Source organism: Psychrobacter urativorans, assembly GCF_904846675.1.
Classification (GTDB): Bacteria; Pseudomonadota; Gammaproteobacteria; order Pseudomonadales; family Moraxellaceae; genus Psychrobacter; species Psychrobacter urativorans_B.
On the sequence record NZ_CAJHBT010000001.1, the window covers coordinates 79,391 to 103,210 of the forward strand.

Genomic DNA, 23,820 nt, shown 5'->3' on the forward strand with positions numbered 1-23,820 from the left:
ATACTAGTTATGTATAAACACTAATTACTTATAAAAATTGACTGCTGATAAAGACTAAATTGCTTATAAAGACCGCTATTTATGACTGAGAATACGACTATTTTACACGCCCCAATCACCCGCTTATCACCGGCAAAGATTAATTTATTTTTGCATATTACCGGTAAGCGTGCAGATGGCTATCATAATCTGCAAACGGTATTTCGCTTGCTTGATTGGGGTGATTATTTGCATTTTTTGCCAACAGCATGGATAAATCTAAAAAATTTATCGACACTAAATACTAGTCTCGAGCAACAAGCAGCCACGCTATCGAACACACTGGCAGACAAGCTATGCGCTCAATTAGTAACGCTGGCCGGTACCAATAATATTACTGATAGCATAGATGATAATTTAATTATTAAAGCCACCCGCGCGCTACTTACGTATGTTATTCAGCAGCGAAAGCTCCCCAGCCAATTGCAGCAAGTCACTATCACTCTTGATAAGCAACTGCCAATGGGAGCAGGTTTAGGCGGCGGCTCGTCCAATGCAGCAACTACCCTCCTCGTATTAAATGAGCTTTGGCAACTGGATTTTAGCAATGAGCAACTGCGTGCGCTTGGCGCGACACTGGGCGCTGATGTGCCGATATTTATCTTTGGCCGCGATGCCATTGCGATGGGTATTGGTGAGCAGCTGACGCCGATTGAGTTGCCTGATCAGCATTATTTGTTGTTAACGCCTAGCGCGCATATCAATACCGCACAGTTATTTGCCCATCCTCTATTGAGCCGCGATATTAGGCCGCTTAGTGCTACGATTATTAACGAGCAATCCGCGCACTATACTCAAATGTTGAGCGCCCCTTATCATAATGTCTTTACCCCTATCGTTGAAAATCTAGCACCAGCAGTGACACAGGCATTACAGTATTTACGCGAATTAGAGCCGCAAGCCTTAGCAGTCGCTCGAATGACCGGTTCGGGTAGCGCAGTATTTTTGCCGTTAAACGCTGGTACTTCAAACAAACGTACTGCGGATAATAGAGAACTTTTAATAAAATGGGTCAAAAATGCGCCCTGTCAGGCTTATATTGTTAATAATTTGCGCCTTTCAATGTAAACGACGCAATGTAAATAGTGGACAGTGGTAGGTTTCATGCTATTAATTTGCTAGAATAGCGTCAGCATTAACTTATTATGAATAAAAGCTAGAAAAAAGCGCAAATGACTTGCAAAAGCAAATTATTTACTTATAATAGGTCGCCATAATAGGGGTATAGCCAAGTTGGTAAGGCATCAGGTTTTGATCCTGACATCCGTTGGTTCGAGTCCAGCTACCCCTACCATATTTTTAGTTTGTATTGCGTATAATGCAACTATTGATAAAATATGATTGTTTTTATCAAAATCATGTTTATTGAATAGTTAGTTTTCTTATAGCAATTGACAATCACCATCCTGCTTCAGTATAGTTCGCAACGAACACCGTTAGGAAAAGTTATTTTTAAATGTTTTTATCATTTTTAGATAACTCAAAAGGTAATAGTACCATTACGATATTTATATCTAACCATATTAATATCTAACAAGGGTACTCATTACAGCCTACACAGTATAGGGGTATAGCCAAGTTGGTAAGGCATCAGGTTTTGATCCTGACATCCGTTGGTTCGAGTCCAGCTACCCCTACCATTTTCCTAGAGTTACGTTCACCACACTTTTCTTAATTTGAGCAGTTTGACACTGCTTAGCGGTCGCTGCTTGAGTCAATCAATAGGACACTTCAGTCATGCCTTATTTGGCGATTTTTACGGGCAATGCCCACCCTGAATTAGCGAAAACCGTAGCCGACCACCTCCACATCCCTCTTGGTAAAGCTGACGTCGCCCGTTTTTCTGATGGCGAAATTGCTGTGGAAATTAGAGAACACGTACGCGGTAAAGACGTGTTTATCATGCAGCCTACCTGTGCACCGACCAACGATAATTTGATGGAAATCATGATGATGGCCGACGCATTGCGTCGCTCAAGTGCTGGGCGTATCACCGCAGTGATGCCCTACTTTGGTTATGCCCGTCAAGACCGTCGTCCCCGTTCTGCCCGTGTGCCTATCTCTGCTAAAGTCGTCGCTGATATGCTCAATATCGTCAGTATTGATCGAGTCATGACTGTTGATTTGCACTCAGATCAGATTCAGGGCTTCTTTGACATCCCAGTTGATAATATATATGCCACCCCTGTTCTGCTTAATGATCTTAAAAAACAGGATTATGACAACATTATGGTGGTCTCGCCTGACGTTGGTGGTGTCGTTCGTGCCCGCGCAATGGCCAAGCAATTAGGCGATACCGACTTAGCTATTATTGATAAACGCCGTGCGCGTGCCAATGAGTCACAAGTGATGAATATCATCGGTGACGTTCGTGACCGCGATTGCGTCATTGTTGATGATATGGTCGATACCGCAGGTACGTTATGTAAAGCTGCTCAAGCGCTAAAGGACAGCGGTGCACGCCGCGTGATGGCTTACATTACTCACCCTGTTTTATCCGGTAATGCGCTTAAAAATATCAGCGAATCAGAACTAGATGAAATTGTTGTCACCGATACCATTCCTTTATCTGCTGCGGCAAAAGCTTGTAGCAAAATTCGCCAAATTTCTATTGCGCCAATGCTCGCTGAGAGCTTACGCCGCATTAATAACGAAGAATCTATTAGCGCTATGTTTGATGCATAAGCATTTGAATTGTAAGTATTGAACTGCTTAAATTAGTATTGAACGGCTTAAATAAATAATGTAGCTCATCATCTATATATAATAACTGTTATTAGCATTAGCTGTTAAAACCTAGCATTAAGACCTAATCGCAATATTAAGGTCCTGATGCTAGGTTTTTTTGTAAGCCTTTATTATTACACCAAAACCACGTATAATGCGCGCCTATACTTGCCATTTATTCTATTTGAATAGAGTGAGTATTATCAAAGGTGCTGAGCACGCTAAATAATAATGTCGCCAATGCTATTAATATCAGTCATCGTATTGATACTCTTGTGCACATTCTGTCGTCATTTTAATTTAGCAGATAGCTTTTATGATGGTTATTATTAGTAGTTATTTCTATTTATAGTTTATTGCTATAAATCATCGCTATCATCATGCATTAGTGGATTGGTCGCAAATCCACTTTTTTACTATCAGACCCGTCATTTATCTTTTATAGGATTATATCCATGAGCACTAATCATTTTGCATTAAACGCTGTTGACCGTTCTACAGTCCAGCAAGGTAAAGGTGCGAGCCGCCGCCTACGCAAGCAGAACCTTGTTCCTGCTATCATTTATGGTGGTAACGAAGAGCCAACCGCCATCGCTCTCAAACTTAATGAGTTGGTAAAAGCGCTTGAATTCGAAGCCTTCTTCTCACATATTTTGACCGTTACTGTTGATGGCGAAGAACATCAAGCCGTTATCAAAGACTTACAACGCCATCCAGCCAAAGGCTTTCCAATGCATGCTGACTTCCAGCGCATTGTAAAAGGTCAGAAAATCAACATGAATGTCCCTGTGCATTTCACTGGTAGAGAAGACGCTCCTGGTACTGAAAAAGGCGGCATTCTATCTACGCTCGTATCTGACATCGAAATCGTTTGCTTACCATCAAATCTACCTCAATACCTACAGGTCGATGTATCTGGTATGGAAATCGGTGATCTATTCCGTCTATCGGATATCAACTTACCTGAAGGCGTGGTTATCTTTGATCTTGATATGGAAGATGCGCACGATCGTACTATCGTTAACATGCAGCCACCAACGGTTGAAGAAGTCGACGAAGATGCTGACGACGTTGATGCTGCTGAAGTTCCAGCTAGCGAGCAAAGCGACAAGGCTACTGACGACGCAGACAAAGACGCCGAATAATTAGTCCATTAGTTTTGGCTTTGGTATTTATATCAATAAGCTATTTATGTTAAAAAACAGCAGGGGATAAATGTCTCCTGCTGTTTTTGTAAGTGCGGTTTGTGAATATCAACGCAAAAAGTGTTATCCCTTTATTTATTAAATTAAAGCAGAGTACAATCATGTCCCTAAAGCTTATCGTTGGTCTTGGTAATCCTGGTCAGGAATATATGTTTACACGCCATAATGCTGGATTTTGGTTGGTGCATCATTTAGCGCAGCAGTTTAATATTACACTGAGCCCTGACAAAAAATTCCACGGGGTAACAGGACGCGGACAGATTCACGGTCATGATATCCGGCTCTTGTTACCACTGACCTTTATGAATAAGTCTGGTCAATCGGTCGTACCTATGGTTAATTTTTATAACATTGATAACGACCAGTTGCTGATTGCTCATGATGAGCTCGATATTCCTGCTGGTAGCATCAAGCTTAAGACTGGCGGTGGTCATGGTGGTCATAATGGCCTGCGTGATATTACTCCGCATATTGGCAATGACTTTCATCGTCTGCGCGTGGGTATTGGTCATCCAGGGCATAAGTCTAAAGTCAGCGGTCATGTGCTCTCCAAAGCCTCACCTAATGAACAAATCGCAATTGATAGCGCGCTTACTGCCGCCTTTGAATCGCTACCGCTATTGTTAGATGGTGATGTCGAACGCGCCCGTACGCAAATTAATGGCTTTAAACTACCGGATTAACACGGTATGATAGCCACTGTTTTACTATCGAGTCTGTTCTTAATTAATAGTAAATCACAATAGTAAGTGCTGCTAGCAAGTTTAGGTAAATGGCTCATGCTGGGCTATTGATGGCTTTATTTAGCCTTCTATTTCATCTATTATGGCCCATTAATTTTTCAATCCAGTTACTTGATACCAAGTACTTAATATTAGTTACGCTAAGGAAGCAATCTATGCTACTTAATATGCTTAAATGCAAATTGCACCGTGCCCGCGTCACGCATGCTGAGCTCCATTATGAAGGCTCATGCGGTATCGACGGCGATTTATTAGACTTAGCCGGTCTACGTGAAAATGAGTCTATTGACATCTATAACGTTACCAATGGCAAGCGTTTTCGAACCTATGCGATACGTGCTGAAGCTGGCTCTGGCATTATCTCGTTAAATGGCGCAGCTGCGCATATGGCCGACTTAGGGGATATCGTGATTATTTGCGCTTATGCCCATTTTGACGAAGCCGAGGCAGACACTTACTTGCCAAAACTGGTCTATTGTAACGAAGACAATACCGTTAAAGACACGGCCAATGTCATTCCGGTACAAGTTGCCTAACTTTAAACGTTAAACCTTAAAGTTTCTTTTAGAGCTACATGAATATAGCTGCATAAATACAACGACATAAAAAACTGATACTAATACGAAAACTGAGGTCATATTGGCGCTCAGTTTTTTTATGGCTTTTAATATCGTACGTGAACAGTTTTTATTAAAAAAGGAACACTCTAATGTGGTTGGCAGCTATTGCAGTACTGATTGGACTTGCAATTTTAGTTTGGAGTGCGGATATTTTTATTGATGGGGCGACCGCTTTAGCAAAAAATCTACGCGTACCAAGTTTCTTGATAGGAGTGTTGATCTTAGGATTGGGGACTTCTGCGCCTGAGATGGTGGTGTCAGTGTTAGCAGCGTTAGAGGGTAGCCCAGATTTGGCGTTAGGTAATGCTTATGGCTCTAATATTATCAATATTGCGTTAGTATTGGGGGTAACAGTATTTATTAGCCCCATTATCATTCATGAAGGCATCGTCAAGCGCGATCTGCCCCTACTAGCACTAATCACCGCTTTAGCAGCATGGCAGCTACGTGATGGCGAGTTGAGTCAAGCCGACGGCATACTATTATTAGTAGTGTTGGTGATAGTTCTAGGTATTCAAATTACGCTGAGTCTACGCGAAGGTAATTCAGCAAATGGTATTCAGCATAAAGATAATGGCATTGTAGAAAACAGTCTGATAGATAAAACAGGTTCTGCGTCTGCGCAGACAACACCAAGCTTAGCACGGGGACTAGTCAGCTTGTTCATAGGTATGCTGATGTTAGTACTAGGATCGCGGGCTATCGTTTGGGGCGCAGTCGAGCTGGCAACCCTTTGGGGTTTAAGCGAGCTGATTATTGGTTTGACTATTATCGCTGTTGGGACGTCCTTGCCTGAGCTGGTATCGAGTTTATCAGCTGCCCGTAAAGGCGAGCACGATATGGCACTCGGTAATATCATTGGCTCTAATATCTTTAATACCTTGGCGGTAGTAGGGCTGGCGGCGCTTATCGAACCAATTACCGCCAACCCAATGATCTTAGCGCGCGATGTTTTAGCGGTAGTATTGCTAACCTTATTACTGGTTGCAATGAGCACCTTTGCCTTTGTGACTAAGCGCCAATTCGGCCGAACATCTGGGGCTACCTTGATACTCTTCTTTGTGGGTTACACTGTATGGCTGATACAAACGGCCAATATGTGACCAGCGATTAAGTCGCTTTTGTTTATTATAATTAATCTGTTATTTCTGCTGTTTTTTACGGTTTTTAAAGCCACTCCATAATCCTTCATGCTCAACTTTAGGTATTTTTAAAGTAATGGTGTTGGATAACATATCTTGCACTGCCAAGCCGCGACGGTTGAACAAGCAGAAAACATAGTTAAATATAAAGCCAAAAAATACGCTCGTTAATAATACAGCACGTGAGCCGCCAATCAAGCTACCTATGATACCGCACAATAACGGCATCAAGCATGCTGCTAAAATACGTTTAAATGACTGCCCCCAAGTTAATAAGTGACCCGCATTATTGACTGTCTTCAGTCGCCACGTTTGCATCCCTAATGTCTGACCACCTCGACGCCAAAACATGCCATAAAACCCTACTAGCGTCAGAATAAATGATGGGGTCATAATAAAGTTCTGATACCACGTTGGCAGCGCTTGCGCCTGTGCTGAATCGGTACCCGTTTGCATCGTCAGTAATGTGCCAATGACTGTCAGCACCGTCCCTACCAAGAACAATAACGCCAATATCAACATCCCATCATAAACAATAGCGATAACACGCTCCATCGGCTTAGCAATCGTCGGCTCTTCGACTTCAGAGTTGCGATTAGATGGCGCTCTTCGTTGGGATTTAGACTTCACAGCAGCTTTTGGTGTAGCTTTCGGCGTGCTTTTTGACATACTTTTTGGCATGATACAAGCTCATAGCAGGCGGAGAATAGTGCTGCTATTGTACCGTAATTTGGCACCTTAGCGTATCTTATCCGACCTGAGTAACTAGTCAACGACTACAAAAACGACAGACATAAAAAAACCGCCAAAATGTCATAAGACAGGCGATTAAGTTAGTATACAAGTATTGGCATATAAGTAATAATGCAAATGGTGCGCCTGGAGAGATTCGAACTCCCGACCCCTTAGTTCGTAGCCAAGTGCTCTATCCAACTGAGCTACAGGCGCGTATTTTGCAAATCATTTACTGCATGTTTAACAATAACATTTACAGTAAATTAGGTTAGCTATTATATAGACAATACAGACGATGTCAATATTTTTTATTCATTAAATTAGGATAATTTCTAATCTAGCTACTAAATTATATTTGCCATCAAATTACTATATAATTAATCCAGCAATAACCAAATATAATGGAGGTGAAGGAGGGATTCGAACCCTCGATACGCGAAACGTATGGTTCCTTAGCAGGGAACTGGTTTAAGCCACTCACCCACTTCACCAAACGATGTAAGACTTTTTGTGTTCCAAAGATTTTATCTTTACAAGAACGGTATCAATGCTAATGATACGTCTTATGTCGTGGGCAAGTAGTATAACAAAGCCAAAATAAAATGCAAGCATCGGATGTGGTTTTTATCTCTTTTTTAGCATATTTTTATTCATCGATTATTATAATCATTAAATCTTAGCCATTTTGATAGACGGACAAGCACTGATGGTTTGCTTATTAGTGACCTATTAAGCCTGTATAAGTTAAAAGAGATATGAGCAAAAGCCTACTGTTATAGCTTTTTGAGCTTAGGGTGGCTATAGTGATTGGCAGTTATTAAAAGCAACATTCAGCATGGATAAGAAAATATAAAAAAGGAGATTTTATGCGACCGGTAGTATTGTGTTTTTCAGGATTAGACCCCTCAGGCGGTGCAGGGCTGCAAGCAGATATTGAAGCGATTGGTCAGGCCGGCGCTCATGCAGCGGTCGCCTGTACCGCTATCACCGTACAAAGCTCGCAGCAGGTATTTAGTTTTGATGCCTGTACCGCCAAGTTGGTCGCAGCGCAAGCGACGACGGTACTCGATGACTTACCAGTCAGCGTCATTAAGTCAGGCATGCTTGGCACAATTGCTAATATAGCAATGTTGACGCGCTTATTTGCTGAGCAAACTATTCCCAAAGGCACGCCTTTTGTGCTTGATCCCGTGTTAGTAGCTAATAGTGGTGGCTGTTTAGGCGATGAGCGAACCTTGGTAGCAGCGTTCAGAAAATTGCTGCCTTATGCGACCTTAATCACTCCCAATACTCACGAGCTGCGGGCATTAAGTGGTGAGCAAGATCTGCATATTGGTGCGCAAAAGTTATGTGCACAAGGGACACGGTCAGTATTAGTCAAAACGTCACATGATTTTGATAGCGGTGATATTGAGCAGTATTTATATATAGATGGCGAGATGGTCCATCCAAGTATCTTGCCCCGCTTAGACGGTGAATTTCATGGTTCAGGCTGCTCACTTGCCAGCTTTATCGCTGGGCGCTTAGCCATGGGTGATGATTTGATTACAGCCGTTATAGCAGCAGATAGCTGGATTACCCAGACATTAATGGCCGCTGATACCCCGCACCCTGGCGATGCCAGCGCACAATTAATACCCAATCGCTTTGTAAAAGTAAAATAAGCTTAGAAATATAGCGCTCATAAGTTTAATAAAGTAAAAAAAAGACGCGCTATCCTTAATGATAGCGCGTCTTTTTTGGTCAAGATTTTATTTAGAGGGCTATCATTTAATCAAGTGGTATTTAACCTAACCTCTCTTAAATTGGCCTAACCTACCTTAAATTAGTCTAACCTAGCATCGGCATAAGGCTTGAAGCCAAACCACTGATAAGAATTTCAAGCAAATAAAAGGCAAAAAATGCGACCATAGGTGATAAATCAAGCATCCCTAGATTTGGCGTGATACGGCGAAACGGTGCCAAAATCGGCTCGGCTAGACGCATGATGATACCGACGATAGGGTGCACAGAGTTAGTAAACACCACAATCCAACTGACAATGATAGACCCTATTACTAAATAGCGGCACATGCGTAAAAAGTCTAAAACCAGACTTACTGAGCCGGTGAAGAATAGGGGAACAGGCGCGATACCTCTGTGGGTCAAAGCTGCCTTACCGGCGATATCAATCAGTCGAATCAAAAACATCAGTACAATCGCCGCAATGCTGATGCGGCCTTGGGCAACCGTCGGGAAAATACGCCCAAACACATCCACAATATGCGTGGCCTTGTAAGCAGGGCTTATCATCGGATCGCGTGCGTCCATTCCCGCAAACTGCAGCATGAAACGGATAAACACCAGCAGCATAGCGAAGGTGGTAATCAAATCAAAAATTTGTAATAACGTATTGTTCATGAAGCGCTACTCAATTTGCCTGTGTTAATAAATATTAATAATAGCCAGATTAACAATGGCCAGATAATCCACACCAGCATTGCTACCACTATTAACCTTTTATAATGACAACCACTATCATCACCGTGGTAGGTTATTTTATTATGACGTTTATTTCATCTCTTCGCTGAGCGCTTGGCTACGGTCGTAACAGGCTTGCATGGCCTCGCTGATTTGACGACCAATCTCATTACTCTGCATCGACTCAATCGCTGCTTGGGTCGTACCTTTGGGTGACATGACTTTGCGGCGTAACTCGCCCGGACTATCATCACTACCGATAGCCATTTTTGCTGCGCCCAATACGGTTTGCATGGCGAGCGCTGAAGCTTGTTCTTGGTCTAAACCTAAGGCGACTGCGCCATCAATCATCGATTCAATAAAGTAAAAGACATACGCCGGCGCAGATCCTGACACTGCAGTTACCGCATGCATTTGCTCTTCATTATCGACCCACATCACCAAACCTGAGGCTTCCATCACTACCGTCGCCAGCTGTTTTTGTGCCTCGGTGGTGTCGTCAGTACCATATAGACCGGTTGCACCCATTTGAATCATTGCAGGTGTATTAGGCATCGCACGCACGATATTGCGATAGCCACCCAGCATGTCGGATAACAGGTCAGTCGATAAGCCAGCAGCTACTGAGATTACCAGTTGATTGTCTAAAGCATCCGCAAACTCACTGACTACTTTTTTCATCACTTGCGGCTTGACCGCGAGTATGACCACATCAGCATCGATAACAGCCGCTTTAGGGTCAGCAGTTGCATCAACAGTATTCATCTGCTGAGCTGTGAACTGCTGACGCGTCTCTATGCTGGGCGCTGACACAGTAATTAGCTCAGGTTTAACGCCGCAGCTAATAAGCCCGCTAATCAAAGCCTGCGCCATGTTCCCACCACCAATAAAACTTATTTTTTTATTATCTAATACTGACATTGTTGTCCTCTATTGGCAAAATTCAAAGGTCTTCAAAGTAACATAAAGGTATTTAAAAGGACACTTAGTTTACCATACTGCCACTGATACCGTTTGACATATTGATGACGCTGAAAGTAACGTTAACCACGCTATATGGTTAGGCTAAGCCTTTAAGTGAGGATAGAATTATTAGATGTTTAACAGAGCTTAGTAGGAAGGATGTTTTGGCACTATTAAGTCTCGTTCTGCTTAATCTAGTACTTGTAGAATACTGCTAAAACCATTCCCTAAAAGCTCATTTATCATATTATCTGTCATTGATACATCCAGTCCTAATACCCAGCTATTAAATGGTGATACTAATAATAATGGCAATTCCTCATCGTCATTAGACACCATGTTAGATACCACGCTGACAACGACTAAACTATCCCGCAACCAAACGGGTATTCCCAGTGTTTGGTAAAGCTTTTTGCCTGATTTTGGGCGTGTAGCGAGGGCAGTTTGTAGTCGCTGCTTACGACCTAATAGTGCAACTTTTAGCAATGCATGCTTATTATTGCTAATTAGGTCGTTATTGATTGCGTCGTTATTGATTGCATTTTCCGTTATTTGTAGTTGCCATTTATAACGCTCGTTTGATCGTAGTGTAATTGTCGTGGGGTCGCTGGATACATTATTTTTATACGTCATGATTGTAGGTAACGATTGCGTTTGCTCAGCAATCGGTAACGTTAACCAGTTTAGAAACGACTGACTTAGCCGATATAGATGCTGACGGTAACAGCGAATGGTGTATGCATGCCTGCGACCTTGCCATTGCAGTTGGGTTTGATGGTCATAGTCATGACGCTGGCTTAAGCTCAATACATCATCGATTAATTGCTTCGATGGCGGTAATGGCTCATCTTGGCTCAGCCAAAAATGCAATAATTGGCGCTGTCGATAAGGCGGTAAAGTCTGAATTTCATCAATATTGAGCACGCGCTGGGCAGGTGGATAGCTTAGGGATTCAATAGCCGTTTGTTGCAAGTCCTGCTCGGCCTGCGCATTAACAATAGCTTGCGCATCAGCAAGCAGCTGTGCACTACGGGCAATATTATCAATAACGTTGGGATTATAAGCGGCTAAGGCCGGTATGACTTCAAGTCGCAAACCGCTACGCACATTATCGCCGCTATCATTAGTAGGATCATCAATATAAGGCAATTTAAGTTGTTCAGCATAGGCTGTAATTGCTGTACGCCGTACGGTGAGCCATGGCCGCCAGAGGATATTAGTATGCGCTCCTTGCGCCTGCTCACGCCACGGTTGCATACCTGCCAAGCCTTTAACTCCCGCCCCTTGAATCAGACGCATCAAAATCGTTTCAGCTTGGTCATCGGCATGATGGGCTAATAATAAAACATCGCCCTGATTAATCTGTGCAAGCATCACCCGATAACGCGCTTGCCGCGCCGCCTGCTCATCATGACCGTTTACTTGCGCTGATAAAATGTGACACGGCATCTGCTGTATGTATGCCCAATCAGCAACGTGCTGCGCCCAATGACTACTATCTGCTTGCAAGCCATGATTAACATGTAATAGCTGCGGTAGAAACGGTAGTTTTCCCTGCTGATATAGCTGTAAACACAAAGCAGCTAACGCCAATGAATCGCGCCCGCCACTACAAGCCAGCCAAATTCGGCGACCTTGTAGCTGGTCACGATATTCAGCCAAACTTACCAATAAAGCTTCAGTAAGCTGTTGCTTATCTACTGATTCTAAACATGCATTTGCTACTGGCGCGATAGGATATTGGCGAATGGCTTTACTGGTTATCATTAGCTACGAATTACCTTAAAATTAATCTACAAAAAAGCGTGCCACAAAGTAGCACGCTTTTTATCATTTAGGTCGAGATTTATTCATTCACAGTTAGAGCATTATAACTATTTAACAAGGCAACATGACTTCTGAGTTAAAGGACTTAAGCTTAGCATAACGCTGCTCAGAGCGATCTGTAGTATCCATATCTTGCAACTCATCTAACTGCTCAATGAGCAGCGCTTTAAGTGAATTCATGACCGGCTGCGGATGAATATGCGCGCCCTCACCTTCTTCGATGACTGCATCAATCAAACCCATTTGATATAAATTAATGGCATTTAATTTGAGTGCTTCACTGGCATCTTGTGCTTTTTCAGCGGTTTTCCATAAAATTGAGGCACAGCCTTCAGGAGAGATAACTGAATAAATGCTGTTTTGTAGCATGTTCACTTTATCGCCAACCCCAATAGCCAAAGCGCCACCTGAACCGCCCTCACCGATGATAGTCACGATAATAGGCACTTTTAGACTAGAGAATACGGCGATGCTCTCAGCGATAGCTTGTGCCTGTCCGCGCTCTTCAGCACCAATACCAGGATAGGCACCTTGGGTATCGACAAAGGTCATGACGGGAATATTAAAGCGCTCAGCCATTTTTACCAAGCGGATAACTTTGCGATAGCCTTCAGGGTTCGCCATACCGAAGTTATGGGCGATACGCTCGCGTGTACTGCGACCACGATGCTGACCGACCACCATAACGGGCTTACCATCTAAGCGTGCCAGACCGCCAATAATGGCTTTATCGTCTGCAAAGGCACGGTCACCGTGCAACGCATCAAACTCGGTAAACAGCTGATTAATATAATCCATAAATAATGGACGCTTGGCATGTCTTGCCAGCTGAACGCTATCCCAGACGGTACTCATAGACGCTTCCTTTTTGTCATTTTATAGGGGTAATAATTTATAAGAGTGCTAACGATGTATTTTAAGAGGTATTTTGACTGATTTGAGTAGCAATACAGTACAGCTGTAAACTCAATAAAAGCTATAGTAGCACAGTTAATATGCCGTGACATTACTGACAACGCCGCTTTTGTAATGCTTTTATGAGGGTAAATAATAGCGCAATCTATATATTATAGGTTAAAAAATATAAACCATAATAATGCTAGGATTGACGCTTATGCCGTTTCAATAACGCTTAGTTTAATACCCCATTTAGCAAATTGCTCAATATCAGCGTAAAGATCGGAATATAAAAATGCATAATGCTGTTTGTCAGTACTGACGGTAATTTGCCAACAGTTAGTATCTGTGACGACCAGCTGCATCTGAGGCAACTCAAATTCACTACGGCTATGATGAGCCAATACGGCAAGTCTTAGCAGCAAGCACAAATAGACCAGTTGATTACCACCCAAGATACAAGCTTGCTCGAGCATGTCAGCTTTTAACTTACGCCTATGGCTCAGCATCAATTGTGCCATACGCTTTTGATCCACTTGTGAAAAACCAGGAATATCCGAGTTTTCAAGTAGATAAGCACTGTGCCGATGATAGTTGCTGTGACTGATCGCAAGTCCGATCTCATGCAAATAGGCAGCCCGTCTCAATACATCCGCATCATCGCCAGTCAACTGTAAGTCATTTTGGACTTGCTTGAGTAAATGACGGCTGGTTCTGACCACTTGGCGGGCTTGTTTTTTGTCCACAGAATAGCGTTTGATGAGTGCTAGTACGCTACGGTCACGTACATCCTCACTGGCAAAGCGCCCGAGCATGTCATACATGACGCCTTCGCGTAGCGCCCCATCAGAGTAAGTAATGGTGTCAATACCGAGCACTTTCATAGCGGCACGAAGGACGGCGACACCTGCCGGAAAGACAGATTTGCGATGCTCTTTGACCCCTTCTAGCTCAATATCATTGACGTCGCCGATTTTTATTAATAATTTCTCTAATTTTTTAATACCTTGGTAAGTGATGCGCTCTTGACCATCGGCCCAACCTTTAGAAACCAGCACGTTTTTGACTGCCTTAATCGTCCCACTTGAGCCGACAACACTGCTCCAGCCAGTCTTTTGATACTGACCATTAATGGCCCATACTTCTTTACGAGCTGCCGCAACAGCCTTATTAAAAGCACTTTCAGTAATCTGGCCATCGGCAAAAAATGCCTGTGTAAAGGCGACACACCCCATCTGTAAGCTTTCGGTCAATAGCGGATCAAAACCTTTTCCAATGATAAATTCCGTTGAACCGCCACCGATATCAATCACCAAACGCTTATCGCTACTGGCATTGGTATGAGAAACACCCAAATAAATCAGCCGCGCCTCTTCACGTCCTGCAATGACTTCAATTGGCTTAGGCAAAATTTCGTTAGCGCGTGAAATAAAGTCGTTAGCGTTTTTGGCTTGGCGCAGCGCGTTGGTTGCCACAATACGAATACGCTCAGGCGGCACCGAATCAAGACGGGCCACAAAACGACTTAGGCACTCAAGACCGCGACGCTCAGCGGCAGCACCTAAAATATTATGCTCATTCAATCCTGCCGCTAGCTGTACCTTTTCAGACATTGAGGTCACTTTTCGCACCTCACCGTGATCAAGTCGAGCAATGGCCAAATGAAAACTGTTCGAGCCAATATCAATGGCAGCCATCAGTTCGTCATCGGCAAGTGGTAGGTTTGCAAGATAGTTATTGAGCATAGGAGAAATAGTTACCATGAGTGATGGATTGGATGGGAGCAATGGTCAAATAAAAGAAGATGCCAAAATGGATAAAAGTTGCATAGGGCACACTACGGCATTCACTATAGTAACCTAGTTTAATGGCAGCTAGCCCCACGCCTATCGGCGGGTTCGCCATTAAAGCATTTATGCCAAACACTGGCAAGCAACAGCCCTTGCTTATTTAGCCACCAGTTTAACACTTATAAAAAAATGCATGAAATAACCAGTGAAATACCAACCCTGAGTACGCCTTTAGTGCTTGTATTCACCTTAGGCCTTTGCTACCTTTTATTTCAGCAATATTATAATATATAACGAGCACTTACCCAATAAGAGTAAATACTACTATATATTAATAACAAGCAAAACAATAACCAGCAAAGGACGCTATCAATATGAACCACTCTAACCACTACCCTAGTAACCAAACTAAACACCAATCGCAGACTGCCGCTAATGATGATATAGGATCAAATAGCAATACGGATGTCATAAAAACGGATGAACAAGAAAAGCAGAAATTCTATGATTTTTATTTAGACGAACATCAAAGCATCGCCTGCCGTCGCCTGCATTTTGCCGGTAGTAGCTTTGGACTATTGGGTCTGGCAAAATCAGTTAAAACCCTTTCTCCAAAGCCACTACTCAAAGGTATCGCTGCCGGTTATGCTTGCGCGTGGATCGGACACTTTTTCTTTGAAAAGAACAAACCAGCCACCTTTAAATATCCACTGCAAAGCTTCGGTGGTGATATAAGCATGTTCAGTGACGTGCTGCGCGGTAACATAAGCTTAAAAGATACTAAACTTGATAAGGTTAAGCAGAAATAAACCCTAAGCGTTAATCATAAGTCATAAAAAAATCAGCATAACTGTCTGTTACGCTGATTTTTACTTAATGCTGAGAATTAAAAATAATAATTACACAGTAACTAAATTACGCTTTAGCCATTTTTGCAAATACTTCGTCAGCGGCTTTAATGGAAGCATCTAAATCTTTATTGCTATGTTTAATAGACATAAAGCCCGCTTCATAAGCCGATGGCGCGAGATAAATACCGCGATCAAGCATACCGTGGAAGAAAGTATTAAAGGCGTCGATATTGCATTCAGTGACGTCATCAAAATCAAGTGGGGTTTTGGTATCGCTATCTTTTACAAAGAACATGCCGAACATACCACCAAGCTTATTGGTGCGTAAGTGTATGCCGTATTTGTCAGCCGATGCCTGAATGCCATCAACCAAGTAGTCAACTTTCGCAGACAGATCATCATAAAAACCAGCTACAGTTAAGTCTTCAAACATCGCAATACCAGCGCGCATGGCTAGTGGATTACCAGATAAGGTACCCGCTTGATAAACACCTCCAAGTGGCGCGATGCAAGACATGATTTCACGCTTACCACCGAAAGCACCGACCGGTAGACCCGCGCCAATAATTTTACCAAAACAGGTCACATCAGGCTTAATACCAAAGTGTGCTTGGGCGCCGCCAAGTCCGACCCGAAAGCCAGTCATCACTTCATCAAAGATAAGCACGGCGCCGTGTTCGGTACATTGGGCGCGCAAAGTATCATGGAACGCTTGCTCAGGGATAACCATATTCATGTTACCAGCGATAGGCTCGACGATAACGCAGGCAATGGTATCACCCCACTTCTCAAAACAGTCTTTAATCGCTTGTGGGTCATTATAAGGTAGCGTAATCGTATGCTTAGCGAAGTCTGCTGGCACGCCTTTTGAGGTAGGCTCACCAATATCAAGCATTCCTGAGCCGGCTTTTACTAACAGGCTATCTGAATGTCCGTGATAACAGCCTTCGAATTTGACGATATTGTCACGCTCAGTGAACCCGCGTGCTAGACGAATCGCGCTCATGGTCGCTTCAGTACCCGAGCTGGTCATGCGTATCATCTCAACGCTAGGGACGATGTCACAAATCTTGTCCGCAACCGTGGTTTCAAATGGGGTTGGTGTCCCAAAGCTCAAACCATCATCAGCCGCTTTTTTGACCGCATCGATCACTTTTGGATGTGCATGACCCAAAATCATTGGCCCCCAAGAGCCTACATAGTCGATATAAGCATTATCTTCGGTGTCATAAATTTTGCTGCCATTAGCGCGGTGCATAAATACTGGCGTACCACCTACCCCTGCGAAGGCGCGAACGGGCGAGTTGACACCGCCAGGAATATGTTTGCGGGCTTGGGCAAAAAGTTGTTCGTTTTTAGTACTCATAAGTATTCTCTATTATTTTTGGAGAGAAGCATAAAGCGGCGATTTAATAAAGATAATCAAGCGACTTTGGGAATAACAAGTCGAAGACTCTTTACTAAATCATTATTAAATCTGCGTATTAGTTTCTTATTGAATTTAATATATTAAGCTTTTTTAACAAAAGATGATTTAAGCTTCATAGGGCCAAAACCGTCAACTTTGCAGTCAATATCATGACCATCGGAGGCATCATGAAGCAAACGGATACTTTTTACTTTAGTACCTACTTTGATAGATGATGAAGAGCCTTTCACTTTTAGGTCTTTAATGACGGTGACGGCATCGCCATCTTGCAGCTCATTGCCAACCGCATCATGAATTACTGACTCTTGCTCATCAGTCTGTGCCACGTCAGTTTCAGCCGCTGTCCATTCATGGGTGCACATCGGGCACACTAGCAGCGCGCCGTCTTCATAAGTATAGTTTTCATCACATGCTGGGCAATTGGGTAAGCTCATAATATCCTCGTTAGCCATCATAAATTGGGTCTTTTCTTGAACGCCCATTGTACCGTAAGCTGCTCATTTTAACCAATCTGTTCACTATTAAACCAAACGCTATGTCCAACCGTTATTCTAAATCACTGTGATAAGTGATGTGCTTTTTGTGAGCTTGTTTTTTATGCTACTCTTCTTCTCTTAGGCCTTATTTAATTTTCTATGCGCTTAATTCTTTATAAACCTGCCTGCATAACCTTACTTTTAAAATCCAACATAAGAATATAACTTTATTATAGGAATAATAACTATGAGTCAATCCCAACCCACCATGCCACAGTTTCAACAATTAAGCATCCAAGGCGACGACGCCGAAAAATTTTTGCAAGGTCAATTGACCTGCGATGTGACTAAGCTCGGTCTTAGCTATCAAGCCGCTGCTATCGGTAACCTAAAAGGTCGTATTGAGTTTGGTATGTGGATTAAAAAACAAGCTGAGAAGCAATATGACGTGGTTATCAGTGCTGATTGTGCTCAATCTCTAAAAGCCCATCTTGATAAATACGGCGCATTTTCAAAGTTTGAAACCAGTGCACCAATAGCAGTTTATCCTTGCGTGTTCGATGATGAGCCGACCTTTAGCCATAAGGACACCCACAATACCCCAGAGGATACTCAGGCATGGATGCAATCTAGTATTGCTACTGGTAACTATTGGATAGTCAGCAATACCCAAGGCGAATTTCAACCACAAGAGTTGCGTCTACACCAGCGCGGCGGTATGGATTACGATAAAGGCTGCTATTTAGGCCAAGAAGTTATCGCCCGTATTTATTTTAAATCAGCACCCAAAGCCTTTTTACATTATATCCAAGGCTCAGGTGACGTGCCAGCAGCCGGAGACAAATTAGGCAAAATCCAAGTAGTCAATGCGATGGCAAGCACAAAAGGCTTCGAGGCTTTAGTCGTGGCGCGTTCAGAACATCTTGCTGACAGTGATCTGACCATACTCGAATTACCCTCAGCTCTACAAGCTGATGTCGCCCGTCCTAAATAAAAAGCGCTTAATTAGACAAACATAGCAGAAAGCCAAAGCCCTATGATCCACATTGCGGTATTCGGAGCAGGAGTAGTGGGTGTGACCACCGCATGATATCTTGGGTATATAAAAATGCGGGTAGTCATATATAGTATGACTATATAATGATGTAGGGCTAATGGCTATTAACATCAATTATAGCCAAGAAGGTTGAGTGATAACTCTTAAGTAATTCAGAATAAAAATAAGATTTTGCTAACGAGTGGCATAGTATTGAAAAATTATCATTACGTATTTTCAGCAATGATCGACGCGACTTACAACATAACTTGTGCACCTATAACATAGCTGGCGTATTTACTATAATTAAGTAACATTATGAACACTGCGTATACAGACAACATAGCTGCAACTATCTATATTAGTAATTACAAGTTGGCTATTAGCTAATTGTGAAGTACCAAATAATAGATATAAACATCACAGCGTTAAAAATTCTGTCGATAAAATGAATTTTGAAAAAAGACACAATAAAAACGCAATAACTAAAATAAGGAATATAACGATGAACGAACATACTCTAAAAGGCGAATGGAAACAAATGAAAGGCGCAGTAAAACAAAAATGGGCGGATTTCACCGATGATGATTTACAACATATCGATGGTAGCCGTGATAAGCTAGTTGGTCGGGTCCAAGAACGCTATGGCCATAGTAAAGATGATGCTGAGCGTGAAGTAGACGAATGGCGCCGCGACAACAAATACTAATTCATATCTATAATAAGATATGAGTTAATAGTACAAATAAAAACCGCATGGTGATTCCATGCGGTTTTTATTTGTACTATTCCTTAAGAATTAATATTCTGATAAACTAACTTTAGTAATATATATAATAGGTTCTCTACTAATTAGAAATTTCGTAAAACCCAGACACGATAAAACCGCATAGCAATTAATTGTTATGCGGTTTTATGGTTAACAATCCCTGTTACCTATCACGACTGTAAACACTGCATCCTTGCAATATAATCAGTATATTGTGACAGTTGGGCATCCTACCCACTTCTTACAACAGCTCTTGGCAAGTTCTGCCATCAGCACAGGTTATGCATCCTTACTTCAGTCGCCGTTATCATCCTGATGTTAGCGTCTGAACCATTATCCATAATGCGGTAAACTCAATCCTTGAGTCACATTCCCTGATGCCGTGTAGCTATAATGCCAAATTGTTACCCTGTTGTTAAGTCGCATTAGCGTCATTGCTTGTAAGCATATGCTTACAAGCATATGCAAATAAATTATTAACCTTTAACTTTAGAGTAACATCTCACCCACAATACCGACTAAGAATCCAAGCGATGCGCCCAATGGGGTCAGATAATTGTTATTTAGCTTGCTCTCAGGAATAATATCTTGAATGAGTAAATATAAGATCCCACCACTGGCAAAAATCATCAGATGGGCAGTCAAGTCAGGATGCTTACTCAATAGGAAGTGTCCAATCAGCGCTGAAATAATGCCAAAAAAGCTCAGAATAAAAAATATAACTAAGGTTTTTTTCACACTAAAGCCGCTTTGTACCAAGTCACGAAACGAGTTAAACGATTCCGGTAGATTCTGGAGACCAATAAATACCGCCAGTAATAAAGCCATCTGTGGCTCAATCGCAAACACTGCGCCTAAAGCAATAGATTCTGGAACGAAGTCCATCATCATCGCCAGTAATGTCGCTTGCTGACCACCTGACTTCGCCAAATAGCGATCAATCCCCATGAATAGCACAGCACCAAATAAAAATGAACCCATCACCCCCCAAACGCTAAGCGTCTCCATGCCTTTGGGCACCAGTACTAATGCTAACGCGGATAGAATTATTCCAGCACCAAATGACATTAAAGTATGAGTGACTTCATATTTAATAGGACTGTCTTCGACATGGTGATTAAATAGATTGGCTAATACCCCTCCAATAAATACCGTGGCTCCTGCAAAACCTGAAAATAAAATAAGCTTTAATAGCATTGTCTTTCCTTTTTCCTCTCTTATTATAAGGTCACGCACCTGCTTTTATGACATATGTTGACTATAGTATTAGTAATAAACAATATGACTATTAAATAATATAAGCGGTAAGCAGTGTTAGCGATAAACGCATTTATTGGCAACCCTATTATCACCAGAAACACTGAAATCTTACGCAAGCACGTGCTTTTTTACAACTTATTAACGCTAATGACATCTATTATCAAGTTTTGCACTCTATCATAGGCATGTAAGAAATTATTTCAAAATATTTGAGACAGATAAGTTAGATGAGCATAAATTCTCATCTATCGCAGGTAACCAGTTTTTAATACCAATTAATATTATGCCATGTGGGGTTATGCACAGCTTAATTAACATGGTTGCTTAATCATCATGTGGGATTAAATGGCTACTGGCTCAACAAATATCATCAGATTAAACCGTTCTTAGCCCTCGTAACAACCAAATGACTTTATAAAAAATGTTAAAAACACTGAGCTGCGCAACATTATAGGACACTTTATTATGAAATTTTTACCACGCTCAACACTGAAAACTGCAATATCTTCTGCCTTAGCAGTTGCTTTATTAAGCACTGCTATTGGTGGCACGGCGATGGCTTCAAATCATGGCCAACAACAAATCTATCGCGGCGATAGTAACAATAACTTTGGTCAAATCAGTAATCAGTTGCGTCAGAATCTACGTCGTAGTGGTTACTACGTAATGGATATCCAAGCCGATGGCGCGCAAAGGCTAAATGTCTATGCCAAAAGGAACAATCAGCCTTATGAGCTCAAATATACTTACCCTAGCCTAAAGCTCATCAGCTCAAACAAAAAAGACTGGTCGAACGTTTGGCAGGATAAAAACAACCATCATCAAAATGGTAATGGCTACAACAATAACCAATATAACAACCATAACGGCAATGGCTATTATGGCCAAAACAAACAAGATGACGTCGAAGATAGAATCAAAAAAGAGGCGCGTTATCCAGCTATCAAACAGCGCGCTGTTAGAAAAGTCAGCGATATGGGCTATCGGGTAAAAGATATCGAGCTTGAGGAAGAAGACAATCGCGGTGTGTTCGAAATTGAGGCCAAACGCGGCTCGCAAGATTACGACATCGTCCTTGGTTATCCTAATTTGAATGTGATTAAGCTTGAAAAAGACTGAGTTTAAAAAATTCTGGCCTTAATCAAGGCCTATCTTAAAAAGTACTGATCTTGAGAAAACAAATACTTACCGATACCTACTTTTTATAGTATTAGGTTAAGATTTTGGCGTCATTTGTGAGTTGACGCCATTGGTCAAATAAATCAGTCCTTGGTTTATTTGACCTTTTTTTATCATTTACTTTTAATCTGCAATATTAAAAACATAGTCATACTAAACAATACAGTATTATAAGGAATTTTATTATGAAAATATTACAACTCTCAGCATTAAAAACCATCCTCTCTGCCGGTCTTGTGGTTGCCTTATTAGGCACCACTGTTGGTTGCACTACTGTGACACCAGGCTACGATAATCAGCAAGTCTATCGTCAAAAGGGTAACAACAATAACCGTAACGGAAATTATAATAAAAGCCGTTATAACAAGCACAATGGCAACCATAACAATAATAACGGTCGTTATAACAATAAAGATGGCCACTACAATGACGATAACGGTCGCTATGATAATCACAATGGCCGCTACAATAATAATAACGAGCGCTATAACAGTAACAAAGGTCGCTATAACAATAATAATTACCGTTATAAGTAAAATAATAATCTTGAAGACGTTATCAAAAAAGCAATACGTGGCGCTTAAGTCTATAAAATTGAACTCGGCTACCCTACTTAATGTATTAAACTTAAAAGAGATTAACGCTCACTAGAATTCACTTTTTTAGTATTTAGCTAAAATTTTGGCACCATTTATGAGTTGACGCCTCCGGTCAAATAAACCATTCTTTGGTTTATTTGACCGTTTTTTATGATGTCATTTTATTCTGGAACAGAAGAAGCATAACCCTATTTATTGCCACAGTATTATAAGGAATTTTATTATGAAAATATTACAGCCTTCCGCCCTAAAAACAGCGGTTACTGGTAGCGTTATTGCCGCTTTATTAGCTGTGACTACAGGCTGTGCTACTACCCCTGGCTACAATGCCTATGGAGACATTTATGAAGATGTCTATAAAGATAGCGGCTTTTATAAAAAAAATAAAAAAGCGATCAAGTCAATTGATAAAGAACTTTATCGTCCTGCCATTGAGCAGACAGCTGCCAACAAAGTCAGCAGCATGGGATACCGCGTCAAAGATGTCAAATACAAAAAAGGCAATCGGACTATCAAGGTCAAAGCTGAGCGAGGCCGCGAAGATTATAAAATCGAGCTTGGCTATCCCAACTATGATGTGATTAAGATTAAAAAAGACTAGCTGTTACTCAAGTCTAAATAATACATATGTCTGTATATTTAAAGCCAAATAAATCGATAACCGGTCTATTTGGCTTTTTTACAGGTCGCTATTATGACCTATTATGTTAAAAATCTAGCACTTTGATCACATCATAAGCTGGGGTTTCATAAGGATGAGCTTCCTTTAACGCTGTAATGACATTATTAACTGCTTCCTCAACAACCACCATCTCAACCCGCCATTCGCTGACGGCTTCAAGACTGTCTTGCGACCCGATATGCGGCATGCTACCAGCCATAGGCATAAACTGCCCTATCCCTTGTACCTGCCAGCAGCAATATTGATAGTTGCCAATAGTTCCGGCTCCAGCTGTGAACAATGCTTTTTTGACTGCTTCTAAAGCGTCGTCAGGAATAAAGACGGTGAGTTTATACATGGAATTACCTTAGCCATTAATGGCGATAAAAGCTGTTGTTAGCTTAACTTTTAA

23 protein-coding genes and 4 tRNA genes are annotated in these 23,820 nt (G+C 41.8%); 15 read left to right on the forward strand and 12 right to left on the reverse strand.

Going from position 1 to position 23,820, the window contains the following annotated elements; genetic code table 11:
- Nucleotides 1–81: 81 nt before the first annotated feature.
- The 8 genes from ispE to JMY06_RS00365 all read left to right on the forward strand — a co-directional run bounded on the left by ispE (nt 82) and on the right by JMY06_RS00365 (nt 6,437).
- Complete coding sequence (gene ispE, locus JMY06_RS00330) at nt 82–1,107, forward strand: 4-(cytidine 5'-diphospho)-2-C-methyl-D-erythritol kinase (RefSeq protein WP_201615501.1); 1,026 nt, start codon at nt 82–84, stop codon at nt 1,105–1,107.
- Between the two features lie 150 nt (nt 1,108–1,257).
- Nucleotides 1,258–1,333 (forward strand) — tRNA-Gln (locus JMY06_RS00335).
- A 270-nt stretch (nt 1,334–1,603) separates the two neighbouring features.
- A tRNA-Gln gene (locus tag JMY06_RS00340) sits at nt 1,604–1,679 on the forward strand.
- A gap of 97 nt (nt 1,680–1,776) precedes the next feature.
- Nucleotides 1,777–2,724 carry a ribose-phosphate pyrophosphokinase gene (locus tag JMY06_RS00345; protein WP_201615502.1) on the forward strand — a complete coding sequence of 316 codons (948 nt, stop codon included), beginning with the start codon at nt 1,777–1,779 and terminating at the stop codon, nt 2,722–2,724.
- A 497-nt stretch (nt 2,725–3,221) separates the two neighbouring features.
- Nucleotides 3,222–3,911 (forward strand): 50S ribosomal protein L25/general stress protein Ctc, encoded by a 690-nt coding sequence (locus JMY06_RS00350; RefSeq protein WP_201526322.1) that lies wholly within the window; start codon nt 3,222–3,224, stop codon nt 3,909–3,911.
- Nucleotides 3,912–4,072: 161 nt separating this feature from the next.
- On the forward strand, nt 4,073–4,654 hold the full coding sequence (gene pth / locus JMY06_RS00355) for an aminoacyl-tRNA hydrolase (RefSeq protein WP_201615503.1): 582 nt from the start codon (nt 4,073–4,075) through the stop codon (nt 4,652–4,654).
- A gap of 215 nt (nt 4,655–4,869) precedes the next feature.
- Entirely contained in the window at nt 4,870–5,250 is a 381-nt protein-coding gene (gene panD / locus JMY06_RS00360) for an aspartate 1-decarboxylase (RefSeq protein WP_201526320.1), read from the forward strand.
- Nucleotides 5,251–5,423: 173 nt separating this feature from the next.
- Nucleotides 5,424–6,437, forward strand: coding sequence for a calcium/sodium antiporter (locus tag JMY06_RS00365; protein WP_201615504.1), 1,014 nt, complete (start codon nt 5,424–5,426; stop codon nt 6,435–6,437).
- A gap of 39 nt (nt 6,438–6,476) precedes the next feature.
- Here the strand turns inward: JMY06_RS00365 and JMY06_RS00370 are convergent, their stop codons facing one another.
- The 3 genes from JMY06_RS00370 to JMY06_RS00380 form a co-directional block, all read right to left on the reverse strand.
- Nucleotides 6,477–7,145, reverse strand: a complete 669-nt coding sequence (locus JMY06_RS00370; RefSeq protein WP_201526412.1) for an RDD family protein — start codon at nt 7,143–7,145, stop codon at nt 6,477–6,479.
- Nucleotides 7,146–7,347: 202 nt separating this feature from the next.
- A tRNA-Arg gene (locus tag JMY06_RS00375) sits at nt 7,348–7,424 on the reverse strand.
- 189 nt (nt 7,425–7,613) lie between these two features.
- Nucleotides 7,614–7,702 (reverse strand) — tRNA-Ser (locus JMY06_RS00380).
- Nucleotides 7,703–8,077: 375 nt separating this feature from the next.
- On the opposite strand from JMY06_RS00380, the gene JMY06_RS00385 reads away from it, so the two are divergent.
- Nucleotides 8,078–8,875, forward strand: coding sequence for a hydroxymethylpyrimidine/phosphomethylpyrimidine kinase (locus JMY06_RS00385; RefSeq protein WP_201526316.1), 798 nt, complete (start codon nt 8,078–8,080; stop codon nt 8,873–8,875).
- 166 nt (nt 8,876–9,041) lie between these two features.
- On the opposite strand, the gene JMY06_RS00390 is transcribed toward JMY06_RS00385, so the two are convergent.
- The 5 genes from JMY06_RS00390 to ppx form a co-directional block, all read right to left on the reverse strand.
- Nucleotides 9,042–9,611, reverse strand: coding sequence for a YggT family protein (locus JMY06_RS00390; RefSeq protein ID WP_201526314.1), 570 nt, complete (start codon nt 9,609–9,611; stop codon nt 9,042–9,044).
- A 150-nt stretch (nt 9,612–9,761) separates the two neighbouring features.
- Nucleotides 9,762–10,592 (reverse strand): pyrroline-5-carboxylate reductase, encoded by an 831-nt coding sequence (gene proC / locus JMY06_RS00395; RefSeq protein WP_201615505.1) that lies wholly within the window; start codon nt 10,590–10,592, stop codon nt 9,762–9,764.
- A gap of 231 nt (nt 10,593–10,823) precedes the next feature.
- Complete coding sequence (gene tilS, locus JMY06_RS00400) at nt 10,824–12,401, reverse strand: tRNA lysidine(34) synthetase TilS (RefSeq protein ID WP_227672087.1); 1,578 nt, start codon at nt 12,399–12,401, stop codon at nt 10,824–10,826.
- Nucleotides 12,402–12,512: 111 nt separating this feature from the next.
- Nucleotides 12,513–13,316: an acetyl-CoA carboxylase carboxyltransferase subunit alpha gene (locus tag JMY06_RS00405; protein WP_201526310.1), complete on the reverse strand. Its 804-nt coding sequence runs from the start codon at nt 13,314–13,316 to the stop codon at nt 12,513–12,515.
- Nucleotides 13,317–13,573: 257 nt separating this feature from the next.
- Nucleotides 13,574–15,103 (reverse strand): exopolyphosphatase, encoded by a 1,530-nt coding sequence (gene ppx, locus JMY06_RS00410; protein ID WP_201615626.1) that lies wholly within the window; start codon nt 15,101–15,103, stop codon nt 13,574–13,576.
- A 419-nt stretch (nt 15,104–15,522) separates the two neighbouring features.
- Between ppx and JMY06_RS00415 the strand changes: the two genes are divergently transcribed.
- Nucleotides 15,523–15,957: a DUF962 domain-containing protein gene (locus JMY06_RS00415; protein WP_201615506.1), complete on the forward strand. Its 435-nt coding sequence runs from the start codon at nt 15,523–15,525 to the stop codon at nt 15,955–15,957.
- A gap of 106 nt (nt 15,958–16,063) precedes the next feature.
- On the opposite strand, the gene hemL is transcribed toward JMY06_RS00415, so the two are convergent.
- Together hemL and JMY06_RS00425 are read right to left on the reverse strand one after the other, a co-directional pair.
- Nucleotides 16,064–17,365: a glutamate-1-semialdehyde 2,1-aminomutase gene (hemL, locus tag JMY06_RS00420; RefSeq protein WP_201615507.1), complete on the reverse strand. Its 1,302-nt coding sequence runs from the start codon at nt 17,363–17,365 to the stop codon at nt 16,064–16,066.
- Between the two features lie 143 nt (nt 17,366–17,508).
- Nucleotides 17,509–17,862 (reverse strand): zinc ribbon domain-containing protein YjdM, encoded by a 354-nt coding sequence (locus JMY06_RS00425; RefSeq protein ID WP_320157839.1) that lies wholly within the window; start codon nt 17,860–17,862, stop codon nt 17,509–17,511.
- A gap of 310 nt (nt 17,863–18,172) precedes the next feature.
- Between JMY06_RS00425 and JMY06_RS00430 the strand changes: the two genes are divergently transcribed.
- Nucleotides 18,173–18,898: a folate-binding Fe/S cluster repair protein gene (locus tag JMY06_RS00430; protein WP_201526401.1), complete on the forward strand. Its 726-nt coding sequence runs from the start codon at nt 18,173–18,175 to the stop codon at nt 18,896–18,898.
- A 547-nt stretch (nt 18,899–19,445) separates the two neighbouring features.
- Nucleotides 19,446–19,649: a CsbD family protein gene (locus tag JMY06_RS00435; RefSeq protein ID WP_201615508.1), complete on the forward strand. Its 204-nt coding sequence runs from the start codon at nt 19,446–19,448 to the stop codon at nt 19,647–19,649.
- A 549-nt stretch (nt 19,650–20,198) separates the two neighbouring features.
- Here the strand turns inward: JMY06_RS00435 and JMY06_RS00440 are convergent.
- A complete protein-coding gene (locus tag JMY06_RS00440) occupies nt 20,199–20,906 on the reverse strand; it encodes a ZIP family metal transporter (protein WP_201526303.1) in 708 nt (235 codons plus the stop codon).
- 528 nt (nt 20,907–21,434) lie between these two features.
- On the opposite strand from JMY06_RS00440, the gene JMY06_RS00445 reads away from it, so the two are divergent.
- From JMY06_RS00445 to JMY06_RS00455, 3 genes are all read left to right on the forward strand, one after another.
- Complete coding sequence (locus tag JMY06_RS00445) at nt 21,435–22,088, forward strand: PepSY domain-containing protein (protein WP_201615509.1); 654 nt, start codon at nt 21,435–21,437, stop codon at nt 22,086–22,088.
- A 245-nt stretch (nt 22,089–22,333) separates the two neighbouring features.
- Nucleotides 22,334–22,684 (forward strand): hypothetical protein, encoded by a 351-nt coding sequence (locus JMY06_RS00450; RefSeq protein WP_201615510.1) that lies wholly within the window; start codon nt 22,334–22,336, stop codon nt 22,682–22,684.
- A gap of 286 nt (nt 22,685–22,970) precedes the next feature.
- A complete protein-coding gene (locus JMY06_RS00455) occupies nt 22,971–23,348 on the forward strand; it encodes a hypothetical protein (RefSeq protein WP_201615511.1) in 378 nt (125 codons plus the stop codon).
- Between the two features lie 106 nt (nt 23,349–23,454).
- Here JMY06_RS00455 and JMY06_RS00460 read toward each other — a convergent pair whose 3' ends face one another.
- The gene (locus JMY06_RS00460; protein WP_201615512.1) at nt 23,455–23,766 is read right to left on the reverse strand and encodes an NGG1p interacting factor NIF3; all 312 of its coding nucleotides are present in this window, start codon (nt 23,764–23,766) and stop codon (nt 23,455–23,457) included.
- Nucleotides 23,767–23,820: the final 54 nt, after the last annotated feature.